This window comes from Aurantibacillus circumpalustris (assembly GCF_029625215.1).
Lineage (GTDB): Bacteria > Bacteroidota > Bacteroidia > B-17B0 > Aurantibacillaceae > Aurantibacillus > Aurantibacillus circumpalustris.
Genome location: NZ_CP121197.1, coordinates 1952598 through 1966694 on the forward strand (window position 1 = coordinate 1952598; position 14097 = coordinate 1966694).

6 protein-coding genes are annotated in these 14097 nt (G+C 35.2%); 5 read left to right on the plus strand and 1 reads right to left on the minus strand.

Going from position 1 to position 14097, the window contains the following annotated elements:
• Positions 1–11: 11 nt before the first annotated feature.
• Positions 12–1427, minus strand: a complete 1416-nt coding sequence (locus P2086_RS08175; protein WP_317899964.1) for an aldehyde dehydrogenase family protein — start codon at positions 1425–1427, stop codon at positions 12–14.
• 111 nt (positions 1428–1538) lie between these two features.
• Between P2086_RS08175 and P2086_RS08180 the strand changes: the two genes are divergently transcribed.
• The 5 genes from P2086_RS08180 (at position 1539) to P2086_RS08200 (ending at position 14095) form a co-directional block, all read left to right on the plus strand.
• Complete coding sequence (locus tag P2086_RS08180; RefSeq protein WP_317899965.1) at positions 1539–4037, plus strand: helix-turn-helix domain-containing protein; 2499 nt, start codon at positions 1539–1541, stop codon at positions 4035–4037.
• 85 nt (positions 4038–4122) lie between these two features.
• Positions 4123–4746, plus strand: a complete 624-nt coding sequence (locus P2086_RS08185) for a NifU family protein (RefSeq protein ID WP_317899966.1) — start codon at positions 4123–4125, stop codon at positions 4744–4746.
• Positions 4747–4826: 80 nt separating this feature from the next.
• Positions 4827–5282: a deoxycytidylate deaminase gene (locus P2086_RS08190; RefSeq protein ID WP_317899967.1), complete on the plus strand. Its 456-nt coding sequence runs from the start codon at positions 4827–4829 to the stop codon at positions 5280–5282.
• 583 nt (positions 5283–5865) lie between these two features.
• Positions 5866–9600 carry a TonB-dependent receptor gene (locus P2086_RS08195; protein ID WP_317899968.1) on the plus strand — a complete coding sequence of 1245 codons (3735 nt, stop codon included), beginning with the start codon at positions 5866–5868 and terminating at the stop codon, positions 9598–9600.
• 10 nt (positions 9601–9610) lie between these two features.
• Positions 9611–14095: a hypothetical protein gene (locus P2086_RS08200; RefSeq protein ID WP_317899969.1), complete on the plus strand. Its 4485-nt coding sequence runs from the start codon at positions 9611–9613 to the stop codon at positions 14093–14095.
• Positions 14096–14097 lie beyond the last annotated feature (2 nt).

Consider the following 14097-nt stretch of genomic DNA (forward strand, 5'->3'; position numbering starts at 1 on the left):
AATAAACAAGTTTATTTAACTAAAACTTTCGGTTCCAGCATATCGAGTAAGGCGTATTTAACACCTTCTCTTCCTAAACCACTTTCTTTTATTCCGCCATAAGGCATTTGATCAAAACGAAGGGTTGGTACATTATTGTGAATTACCCCTCCAACCTCACAATACTTGAATGCATAATCAAGTTCGGCAACAGAGTCTGTAAAAATCCCACACTGTAATCCAAATTTCGTATCATTTATTTTTTGAACCCCATCTTCAATTTTACCATTATATTCTTCAATACAAATTACTGGACCAAATACTTCCTCATCATATACTTTCATTCCCTTTTTTGTTTGTGTTAGAATTGTCGCATCATAAAAGCTTACTTTTCTTTTTCCACCACAGATTAATTTCGCGCCTTTTTCCAATGCTTCATTTACCCATTGCTCAGTGCGTATTGCGTTTTCTTCGTCAATCATTACTGAGATTGAGGTTTCATCTTTCAATGGATCCCCGGAAATTAATTTAAGCGTTTCAATGCGAATGAGTTCCATAAATTCTTTGAAAATTTCTGTATGAACAAAAAAACGTTGCGCATGAATACAAATTTGTCCGCTGTATGAAAATGCTCCCATCATACAGCAATTGATTATTTTTTTAAGGTTGGCACTTTTTGTAACGATAACGCCCGCATTGCCACCTAATTCTAATACAACTTTCTTTTTACCACTTTGTTTTTTTAATTCCCATCCTATTTCTGGTGAGCCTGTAAAACTTAATAACTGAATTCTTTCATCTGTAACTAATAAGTTTCCGGTTTTTCTATTCATGGGTAATATGGAAACCGCGCCTTTGGGCAAATTCGTTTTCGCGATAATTTTTGCAAGTTCCAACGTTGATAGCGGAGTGGAAGAGGCCGGTTTTAAAATAATTGGGCAACCAGCTGCAATTGCAGGAGCAATTTTATGTACAGCGAGATTCATTGGGAAATTAAACGGAGAGATTCCAGCAACAATTCCAATAGGAAAATAATTTACAAGACCTTCTTTCCCTTTTCCATTTTGCGTCCAATCAAGACTCATATAGTCTTTAGGCAAACGTTTACATTCTTCTGCGGCAATTAAAAAGGTTTGTATAGAGCGTTCAATTTCAACTAGCGCATATCTTAAAGGTTTGGCACTTTCAATACATAAAATTTCAGCTAGATAATTTTTATTTTTTTCTAGTTCATCAGAAATAAATTTCAAAGCCATATACTTTTCTAAAGAAGACAATTCTTTACACAAATATTTTGCATTTTCGGCTGCTTTTATAGCCTTATCTAATAACTTCTCATCGGCAAGATAAGTGGTCGAGAATAGGTCGTTGGTGTATTTGTTTTTTATTTTATGTACGTGAGAAGTTTCAATAAATTCCCCTGCGCAAAATAGTTTGTAAGTATTCATAATAGTTGTTCTTTAAAGTCAACACTTAATCTTTTAAGATATGCTAAGTTATACAAAGTTTAGTTTTTTCAGTTTAAGGGTTATAGTTTTTTTGTTTTACTTTGTCCTTACATGAGTTCTATAGAAATAAATTCACAATTCGAACAAGTTTTAAATTTTGTAAATCGTACAAATCAACTTATTTTCTTAACAGGAAAGGCAGGAACAGGCAAGACTACTTTATTAAAATATATCAGGGAAAATACATTTAAACAAAGTTCAATTGTTGCTCCAACTGGCGTCGCCGCTATCAATGCTGGTGGTTCAACCATTCATTCTTTTTTTCAATTTCCTTTCACGCCTTTTTTACCTACTCTGAAAGAAAATGGAGAAATTGATTCCACTAAAAGTTTACACGCATTAAAATACAATTCGCAGCGTTTAGCAATCTTTAAGAATCTGGAATTACTGGTAATAGATGAAATTAGTATGGTGCGTGCTGATTTGTTGGATCAAATAGATGTCACTTTAAGGTATGTGAGAAAAAAATCGCATTTACCTTTTGGTGGCGTTCAAGTTTTATTGATAGGTGATATGTATCAGCTTCCACCAGTTGTTCAACAAGAAGAATGGAAACTACTAAACCATCTTTACCCTAGCGCTTATTTTTTTGACAGTTTGGTAATGCGAAGAAATCCGCCAGTGTATATTGAGTTAGATAAAATTTACCGCCAAAGTGAACAAACATTTATTCAATTATTGAATAAAGTTCGGAATAACAATTTAGATCAGGAAACGCTTGAACTTTTGAATTCGCATTTTAAACCAACGATTACGCAACAGGATTATCAAGAAAATATTACCTTAACAACTCACAACCGAAAGGCCGATGAAATAAATGCGCGTAACTTAAAAGCATTGCAAGGTAAAGAATACACATTCCGATCAAAAGTAGAAGGAACGTTTTCGGATAGAAATTATCCTACTGATGAAAATCTTGTTTTAAAAAAAGGAACACGCGTTATGTTCTTAAAAAACAACAATGAGAAAAATTATTATAATGGTAAAATTGGCATTGTATCTTATATCGATTCTGATAAAATCAAAGTAAAATGTAGTGAAGACAATTATGAAATAGAAGTATCAAAAGAAGTTTGGACAAATGTTTCTTACAAGGTAGATAAGGCTACAAAACATATTGAAGAAGAAGTTCTTGGTACCTACACCCAATACCCACTTAGATTGGCGTGGGCAATTACAATTCATAAAAGCCAGGGTTTAACGTTCGATAAATTAATAATCGACGCAGCAGAATCGTTTAGCGCAGGGCAGGTATACGTTGCATTAAGTCGCTGTAGGAGCTTAAGTGGTTTAACCCTGAGTTCAAAGATTAATCCACAAAGTTTATTAAACGACAAGAATATTTTAAATTTTGCTTCTACAAAACCTACCGGAGAAAAAGTAAATACAATTTTTAGTTCGGGCCAAAGAGATTATATAAAAATTGTTTTAGTAAGTTTATTTGATTTCTCAGAACAAATTCAGAATAGACAAGACCTTGGTGGCGTTTTGCAAATGTATAGTAAGCGATTAAATAATGATGGACTTGAATGGATTAACGCTTTATTGATGAGAATTGAACTACTGAATGATGTGGCTAACAGATTCAAACATCAGCTTGGTAATTTAATTGACAAAGCCGGTAACATTGAAGTGGATCAGGATTTGCAGTCCAGATTAAAACAAGCTGCGGGTTACTTTGAGGTAGAAATAAAAAAATGCCTCGATCATTTTAAAAATTGTTCCTTAGTCACAGAGAGTAAAGAAGCAGCAACGGAGTTGAATGAGATATTGCAACTTTTGTTTGAAGCTTTATTTCAAAAATACACCTTAATTAAAACCATTGAAAACGGATTTGTTTTTTCTGATTTTGTAAAACATAAATTAAATTTGGTTTACCCTAATTTTAAAATAAGTGTTTATGCTAGTGCAAAAAACACGAAAGTATCGGCCGACATAATCCACCCAAAACTCTATCGTGAATTATTATTACAACGTGACGAAATTTGCAACGATGAACATAAACCAATTTATATGGTTGCAAGTAATAAAACGCTAATTGAATTAGCTAATTATTTACCTGATACTTCTGAAAGTCTGCTCAAAATTTCAGGATTTGGTGATGCTAAAGTAAACGCATACGGTGACGCATTTTTAGGTATCATTAAAGCTTACATGAGCGAACACGAGATAGAAACAAACATAGCAGCCTTATCACCAAAAAAAGAACACAAGACAAAAAAGGAAAAAAGTGAGGGAACAGATAAACTTAAAAAAATTAGCACAAAAGAACAAACCTACAATTTATTTAAACAAGGATTAAAAGTAGAAGATATCGCAAAACAAAGAGGTTTTGCATTAAGTACTATTCAAGGACATTTGATCCCATATATTGCAACAGGCGAAGTGTTAATAGATGATCTTGTTAGTAAGGAAAAGCAAAACTTAATAGCAAAGGCTCTTGAAAAATTTAATTATGAAGAAGGACTCAATCCAATTAAAAGTAACTTACCTGAAGAAATTTCGTTTTCAGAAATAAGGTACGTCATGGCGCATCGTCTAAAAGATTAAATCGGTTTTTTTGACAAGGTTTAAAAAATCAAAAAATGGTCATCTGAATAAACGAAGTTGTTTTATTTAGTACCTTTGGTGTCACATGAATATACAAGACATTCCATACATCATCTATGCTGAAGAAACGCCGAATCCATCTAGCGTAAAATTTGTAGCAAATAAATTATTATTAGTAAGTGGTGCTTCCGCAGAGTATCTTTCTCCTTCTGAAACGATTGATGCCCCGATAGCCCAGAAGTTATTTCAATTTCCTTTCGTAAAGCGAGTTTTTATTCAATCAAATTATATTACGATAACCAAACAAGATGCACTTGAATGGGAGGAAATTAGGGATGAATTAAGGGTTTTTATTACTGAATATTTGAATAAAGGAAATTCAATTATAAATAAACTTCCAGAACAAAAAGTAGCTAAAGATTCTTCGTTTAAAGAAACAGTTTCCATAAATACTCAACATACAGCACCTGGAAACGATGTTGAAAATAAAATAATTGAAGTATTAGAACAATACATTCGCCCTGCCGTTGAACAAGATGGCGGATTAATTACTTTTAAAGAATTAAAGGATGGCGTAGTGACTGTTCAAATGCGAGGCAGTTGCAGTGGCTGTCCAAGTAGCACAATGACCTTAAAAGCCGGCATAGAAGCACTTTTGAAACGTTTATTGCCTGACGACGTAAAAGAAGTGGTAAGCGAGGCAGTGTAAAACAACACTTGTTTCTTGAATTTTGATTCTTGTTTCTTGCTTTTTGTTTCTTATCTCCCGATTCCCTAATTTAGTATACTATGACAAAACCTTCTTTTGATGAAATTTATATGGAGCTAGCTGAAAAGCTTGCGCTCCGTTCGCACTGTGTAAAGGCACAAGTAGGAGCTGTTTTAACCAAGGATACACGAATAGTTTCTTTAGGATACAACGGTCCTCCGGCAGGTACACATAATTGTGATATCGAATGGCCAACAGAGGGCTGTCCAAGAGATAGCAAAGGAAGTTGCTCGCTTGCATTACATGCTGAACAAAACGCAATTCTTTACGCAACCAAAAACAATGTCAGTATGCAAGATGCTACACTTTATGTAACACTTTCTCCCTGCATTTCTTGCGCACGGGTTATTTTTACAACAGGAATTAAAAAAGTTTTTTTTAAAGATAGCTACGCCAACTACAAAGGACTCAAAAATGATGAAGGCGTTGATTTTTTAAGAAGGTTCGGTGTTGATGTTATTCAATATAAAAAGTAGGTGTTACTTAAATACATATTTTTTATTTGTGTATTAATAACTCCGTTTTTATCTGTTAGCTCACAAGTTAAAGGAACAGGTCCCAAAGAAAAAAGCTTTAAGCAAGATCTGAAAACCAATAAACAAATAAGGAAAGAGGCACGTGAAAAACGAAAAATAGCTAAGGCTGAGAAAAAAGCGATCAAAAAATACCACAAGAGGCTACAAACAAAAGCGGTGCGTAAGAGAATGAAATCGAATAGAAAGAACGCAACACGATACAATGATAATAAAAAGGAATTTTTTTTAAAAAAATGGTTTAAAAACTCCAAATTATTTAGAAAAAAACGCTAAATACCATTTAAAACGCATTTTAAACCACTTATCAACTTCATTTTACCACAATAAAAAATGTTAATTTTAATTGAAGAAAAGCTCCCTAAATTTATTTTAAAATTAAATTTATGTTAATCCAAGAATACAAGTTTAATACCTTGAAAACCATCTGTTTAATAAAAAACACAGAAGTTTTTTTGTTATATAACGCAAGGCTTTATAAATTTAAGGCTTTACAAACTAAGATATTAAGGTAATTTAACACTATATGAAGAAGATTTATTTAGCAGTTGTATTGGTTATTTTTGCAAGCTTATCAGCTTTGGCTCAAAATGATAATGGGGCAATTAAGATAACTTTGAAGGATAAGAGCACAGGAGAAGCAATCCCTTTTGCGAATGTAGTGGCTTATAAAGATGGCGTCCAGGTTGGTGTTGCGACAACGAACATGGATGGTGAAGCATTCATCAAACCTTTAACACCTGGAAAATATACCGTTAAGGGTATTTATATTGGTTACCAAGCAGCAGAAGTAAAAGATGTGGTTGTTGGTGAAGGAAAAACCTCTTATGTTCCAATTAATCTTGCAAATGGAGAAGGAGTTAATTTAGAAACTATCGACGTTATTGCTTATCAGGTGCCGCTTATTGATCCAGATACAAAATCAGGGGCTACCGTTACTCGTGAAGATTATCAAAACCTTGCCACAAAGGATATTAACTCTGTTGCGGCAACTACAGCAGGTGTTTATCAAGCGGATGAAGGAAGTAAAATTAATATTCGTGGAGGTCGTGATAATAATGCGACATACTTTGTAGATGGAGTTAAGGTTTTCGGTACGCCGAGGTTGCCACAGCAATCCATTGAACAATTACAGGTTATTACTGGCGGAGTTCCGGCAAGTTATGGGGACTTAACATCAGGTGCGATATCAATTTCTACACGCGGCCCGCAGTCAAAGTATTTTGGTGGCGTGGAATTAATTTCTTCACAGTTAACAGACAAGTTCGGATACAATTCGATTGGTTTTAGTTTAGGAGGCCCTTTATACAAAAAGAGAGACTCAACAAGAAGAACAGTTCTTGGATTTTTCGTGTCAGGTCAAGGAAATTATATAAAAGAACCAAGCCCGTCTTTTGTTCCAATTTATGTTTTAAAAGACGAAAAGTTGCAACAAGTTAAGGAAAACCCTTTAACACCGTCGCGTTCAGGAACCGGTTATGTGCGCAGTTCTGAGTTTGTTACAAAGGATGATATGACAACTCAAAGGTTTCGTCCCAATGCAGTGTTTCGTTCATTGTCATTAAATGGAAAATTGGATTATCAGCCTACCAATAATACGAATGTGACTTTGGGTGGTTTTTATGAGTATTCAGATCAATTTAATGCTACAAACACTAACCCCGCAGTGGCTTCAAACGCCATGTTTAATTCTAATAACAATTCACAAACAATCAATACTACCTGGAGAACTAATCTTTCTATCACGCAAAAGTTCGGTAATGCAACGGCTGACAAAACAAAAACCCAATCGTTATTATCCAACTCTTACTTTAAGTTCTTAGCCAGTTACGAAAAAGTAATAGCAACCACACAAAGTGCGCAGCATAAGGATAACGTTTTTGATTATGGTTATATAGGAAACTTTGAAATACCTCGTTCTACTTATATGAATGCTTATAACTATGATTTTACTCCAGATTATCAGCCAACATCTGGTTCTCTGGCAACTCCTTCGTATACCTATTTAGGGGATAGAACAGGAGGCGTAAAATTCACACCTGGCACGCAAAATCCAGATGCTGCGTTATACACAAGTTGGTTGGCAGCACATACTGCTACACGCTTGTTTACCATGGACTATATCGCGGCCAACAACGGACTTAGAAATGGTGATCAACCTGCTACTATTTATAATTTGTTTAATAGTTTTGGATTCGGTAATTCTGTTTATAGGAAGCAAACCGATGAGCAAATTAGAATTACAGCAAGTTTTAATACAGATATTAAAAATCATGCTTTAACTTTTGGGCTTGAGTTTGATCAAAGATCTTTAAGTTACTTTGGCTTGAATGCAACAGCTCTGTGGACAAGGATGAGACAAATTACCAATCAACACACTGCTCAGCTTGATAAATCAAATCCACATCTTAATACTGAGTTATCGGGTGTAATTCCTTACTATTATTATGATTATTTGTACCAGGAAAACCAACAAACTCAGTTCTCTGAGAAATTACTTGAAAAATTAAATCTACCGAAAAATCATACGGGTTTTGTTAATACCGACGCCATTGATCCGTCTATTTTAAGCCTTGATATGTTCAGTGCTGAGGATCTTTTAGGAACAACTGATAACGCCAACTTGATTAGCTATTATGGTTACAGTCATGATGGAAAGAAAACTGGTGGTAAAACTAATATTAATGATTTCCTTGAAAAGAAGGATGACAGCGGTAGAAATACGTTACCAATTGGCGCATTTAGGCCAATTTATTCTTCAGTTTACATCATGGACAAGTTCGATTTTAAAGACATCAAGTTTTTAGCTGGATTCCGTGTTGATAGGTACGATGCAAATCAACAAGTATTAAAAGATAAATACTCTTTGCACGAGTTGGCTAAAGTAAGTGATTTAGGATCTCTTGAAAATCTTCCTGCTGGCTTTACAGATAACATTCCTGGCAATATCTCTAAGGACGCTGCTGTTTATGTTGCGCAAAATCCTCAGGGTGGAAAATCTCCACTAGCAATACTTGGTTATAGAGAAGGTGACAAATGGTTTAACTCTGAGGGGAATGAAATATCAGACCCTAATCTTATTTCAACTTCTGATGGGCGTCCAATTCCCTTGTATAAGGATATGGCCAATTATGATAAAAAAATGTCTATCGGAGCTTTTGAAAATTATATTGCGGCTATTAACCCTCAGCCACGTTTAGGATTTTCATTTCCAATTTCAGATGTCGCCAATTTCTTCGCACATTATGATTGGTTAATACAACGACCAACGAATAATCAATTAAATCCTTTGGATTATTATTTTCTGAATGCATCACAACAAAATCCTCTTATACAAAACCCAAATCTTAAGCCGCAGCAGACCATTGATTATGAATTAGGATTCGCACAAGTTTTAAACGAAAGAAAAAACGCTGCTTTAACCATCACATCTTTTTACAAAGAGTTTAGAAATCAAATCAATCAGCGCGTTGTAGTCGGAGCTTATCCTAAAAATTATATTATGTATGATAATATTGATTTTTCTACCGTTAAAGGACTATCGCTCAAATTTGAACTCAGAAGAACAGGCGGTTCGCAAATTAATTTTAATTACACACTCCAATTTGCCGAAGGTTCAGGCTCAAATATTAATTCCGGTGCTAACTTAGCCTCTAGTGGTCAACCAAACCTACGTGTACTCCAACCGTTAGATTATGATCAACGTCATAGTTTTGTATTGTCTTACGATTACCGCTTTGGTAGTAAAAAGGATTATAAGGGACCAACTTTTAAAACCAAAAAAAATAAAACAATTCAATTCTTAGAAGATGTTGGATTCAATTTCACTTTCTTATTAGGATCAGGAACTCCTTACACGCGTTGGAATACAGCGGTGCCTATAAATGGTGGCGGACGTTCGAGTATTGTAGGACAAATTAATGGTTCATCTAAGCCATGGCAATTTAGAGCTAATTTAAGAATTGATAAAAATATTGCTTTGGAGTGGGGAAAAAATGAATCAGATAACAAAAAGACAGCCAATCTAAATATTTATTTACAGATTTTGAATTTGTTTAACACAAGTAATGTTATCAACGTTTATCACTACACGGGTGCTTCTGATGATGATGGTTATTTGCAATCAACTCAGGGACAAAATGCATTGTCTATAACTAATAGTGCTGCAGCTTTCTCTGATATGTACAGCATAAGAATGAATGCACCTAATAATTATAGCTTACCGAGACAAATACGCATAGGAGTTTTATTTGAATTTTAAAGACAGGAACATGAAAAAAATAATAATAATTTTAGCAGCAGTATCAACTACAGCCTTATTTGGTAGGGAAAAAGTTGCCTCAGAACGACCTTCTGGTTCTTCATCAGGTGGTGGTAACAGAGTAATGGCAAATTGTGCTGCACCTAACGCCAGTCAGGAATTAAGATTTAATAATGTAAGAACCATTATTTTTAGTGGTGGAGATATGTGGTGGGACAGAAATGGCAACGGAAATGCCTTCTACTATATTCCTAGTGTGGCTAATAGAAATACAGGCGTTTCATCTAGTTTCGCTGGATCTATATGGCTTGGAGGATTAGATGCTGGTGGGCAATTAAAAATCGCTGCTATGACCTACCGTCAGAGTGGTATAGATTTTTGGTCTGGGCCATTGGATACAATAAACGCTTCGGCAGATCCTGCTGTGTGTGCTAAATACGATCAAATTTACTCTATTTCAAGAGCTGAAGTTGAAGAGTTTTCAACTGGAGTAATTCCGTCCGCAGCAATTTTGAACTGGCCAGGAAATGGAGACGTGAGTAAAAGACAAGGTAAATATTTGGCGCCATTTGTTGACGTAGATAACGACGGTGTTTACGATCCTGCTGGAAGTCGCGATTATCCTGCTTACGATATTGACAATAAAGCTGAAAAAGATAATCTTGGTTTTTGTAAAACAAAGTTATTTGGTGACAATACTTTATTTTGGGTATTTAATGACAATGGAGGTATTCATACCGAAACTCAGGGCGTTCCAATTGGAGTGGAGGTAAGAGCTCAAGCATTTGCATTTAAAACAAATGATGAGATTAATAATATGACCTTCTATAGTTATGAAGTTTTTAATCGTTCTTCATTTCAATTGAATCAGACTTATTTTACAATTTGGAACGATGCCGATCTAGGATACTTCCTGGATGATTACGTTGGTTGTGATGTTAAGAGGGGTTTAGGATATATTTACAATGCAGATCCATTTGATGAAACTGCTATGGGAACTAATGGTTATCAAGATTACCCACCTTCTTTAGGTTGCGATTTTTTTAAGGGTCCACTGGCTGATTTGAATGACGGAATAGACAATGATCAGGATAATGGGACAGGTCTTCTTCACAGCGGTATAGATGAAGCAGGTGAAACAATTCAAATGAGCCGTTTCACTTATTACAATAATAACTATGGTGCATTTCCTCCACAAACTGTAAATCCCGATATTGCCATCCATTACTATAATTACATGACAGGTAGATGGAAAGATAGCTCACCATTTACTGTTGGTGGAAATGCTTATGGTGGAACTACTCCTTCAACATTTGTATATGATGGTAACCCAGTGACTGGCACAGGTTGGACGGAAAAGGGTTCTGGTAATCCTCCAGGTGACAGAAGGTTTCTTCAATCTGCAGGACCATTTACTCTAAAACCTGGTGCAGTAAATGAGATTACGTTTGGAATGCCATGGGCTCAAAGTTCGAGTAAAGGTGGAAATATTCAATCGCTTGATTTAATGTTTAACGCTGATGACAAAGCTCAAGCATTGTTTGATAATTGTTTTAAACTTCTTGATGGGCCAGAGGCACCAGTTATGACTATTCAGGAAATGAATAATGAGTTAATATTTTATTTAGTGAACGAAAAGGGTAAAAATAACTACAAACAATTCAATAATGATTACGCAGAAGAAGATATCTCAATCGTTTCAGATCCATCTTCAAGTAACTTAGCTTTAAGAAATCCCGATAAGTTTTATAAATTCGAAGGATATATTGTTTATCAAGTTAAAAACGAAGGTATAACCTCTACTGACCTCAGTGATCCAACAAAAGCAAAAGTTGTTTTTCAGTGTGATATTGAGAACGGACACGCTAGACTTACTAATTTTGAACAAGATAATATTAGAGGCGGTTTTGTGCCGACAGTTAAGGTAGAGGGTGAGGATAAAGGAATTAGGACTTCATTTAAAATTACTGATGATGCGTTTTCTACTCTGGAAAACAGAAAACTAGTTAATAATAAGCAATACTTTTTTCTTTGTGTAGCTTATGCCTTTAATGAATACCTGCCGTATAAACCTGACATATCACCGTCTCAAAGTTCATCAGAAAACTACCTTGGTCAAAAAAGACCTTATCTAGAAGGACGAAAATATAAGCGTGCTTCAGGTACACCTCATAATACCGATCTTGAAAAAGGAGGAACACTGTCTCAGTCATTTTATGGCTTTGGTCCAAAAATTACAAGAGTTGAAGGTCAAGGTAATGGTGGAAATATGTTAACGCTTACGAAAGCTTCTGAGGATGAAATTGTTACTAATTTTTTCAAAGCCGACATTACTTATGAGAATGCGCAAGGACCTTTGAATATTAAAGTTGTAGATCCTTTAAATGTTAAGGATTCTAAGTTCAGTTTTAAATTCATTAATTATAATAAAAACTCCACTGGACCAACAACAGATGCAAATGCTATGATACCTGTAATTTCCTCAGGATCTGTTTCTTCTTATAAAGGCACAATAAACACGTTAAATGTGCAAAATACAAGTTGGGAATTAAAAGATCTTGTGAGTGGAAAAAAATATTACTCAACAGAAATAAACAGTAAGTCTGCATTATCTGATACGATTTATCAAACGATAAAAGTTGGTAATGAGTTTTATTTCCCTGATTTAGGTTTCTCTGTTAATATTAAACAGGTAGCTGATCCAGGTGAAAGAATAAATCGATTTACTGATTTTAAAGGGCTAACAGAAGATTCGGCTTACACAGGCCCATCACCTGGTTCACTTATTGGAGCAAGTATTTCTTATCTAAACGGTCAGTCTAATTGGTTAAATTCGGTTCCTGATTTTGATTTCGCAAACCCTTATAATTGGATTTTGTCAGGATCAACAAAGTCAGAGGGTCTCGAAGATGCTTATTACAAATTATCAACCGCAAATAAAGTTCAAGCTTTTTATGATCCAGACAAACAGTATGGGCAGATCCTTGGTGGTACCTGGGCGCCATATCCGCTTACGGCTTCTTATTATTCGGTTGCTCCAGGCCCGCAGGGTAAATATCCAGGTAGATGCTTTGGTGGACCAGGGTTTGATGGTAGAGTTTGGGAGGAAGATGAGAATTTAAAAGCACTATTTGGACAACTTCAGACTTCAACAAATAGCACGCCAGGTAGGTTAAATACCGATTTGAGAAAGTTGAGTAGTACATTGGTAGTGTTCACAAAAGATAAATCCAAGTGGACTCGTTGTGTTGTACTCGAAATGCAAGAAAAATCAATTCTAAGTGAAGGTAATGCAATCTTCTTTTCACCAAGAAAGCATGCTTCCGTTGATAAGGATGGTAAACCGGCAGCGGTTGGTTCCGGCACTAGTTCTTCTTCATCCGATCCGAATTTCATCTCAGAAACAAGCATGGGATGGTTTCCAGGCTATGCTATTAATATTGAGACTGGCGAACGTTTAAATATGGCTTTTGGTGAAGATAGTTATCAGAAAGAAAATAATGGTAATGATATGATTTGGAATCCTACAGCAAATTATGATTTCCCTTATCGTTTCTCCATGGGAGGTAAACATTTTGTTTATGTATTTGGTGGTAACTCAATTAAATCTACTTTTTATTCAAGTGCTGCATACGCTTACAAATGGATAAAAGATTTAGATAACAAAGAAAGTTTTGTGGGGCCATACGATTACGGTAAGAGAATGATTACCATTTTGAAAAGTTACTTTACAACTGAAGTGTTTTCTGATAATAAACCGCAGAACGGCGGAGCCCTCGATGCTTTAAATTGCGTTGAGCGCGATATCATGTGGGTTTCAATACCAATGCCTGCTCCAGGTTTAGAATTTAAAACTCCTGACCTCATGCCTTCTGATGTTAGGGTTCAAATAAATGTAACCAAACCTTACCGCTATGGATGGTCAGGTATTGCTAATTTGCCCTATGCGGCACAACCATATGGTACAGTAAATACATTGTTAAGTGTAAACAACCCAAGTTTGTTAACTGATGACATTAAAAAGTCTGACGTTCAAAATAACAATTTTCCAATGTATACATTCAATACGAACGATATTTCCACTTTGTATCAACAAGAGGGAATAGCGAAGAACGCGATGGATAGAATTAATATTGTTCCAAATCCTTATTATGGATCTTCTGCCTACGAGACCGGCAGGGCTGATAATAGGATTAGAATAACTAATTTGCCGAGTAAATGTACAATTAAGATATTTACTATGAATGGAACGCTAATAAGAACAATTAAACGTGATGTAACTGATCAAGAGGATTTATATACTGGTGTTTCAGGCGGCGTTGGAGACTTAAAAACATCTAAACGTAGTTCGTTTGTTGAATGGGATTTGAAAAATCAAAATAATATTTCTGTAGCTAGTGGACTCTACATTTTTCATATTGATGCGCCTGGAGTTGGAGAGAAAATACTTAAATGGTTTGGCGTTATGCGCCCATTAGATGTTCAAAGCTACTAATC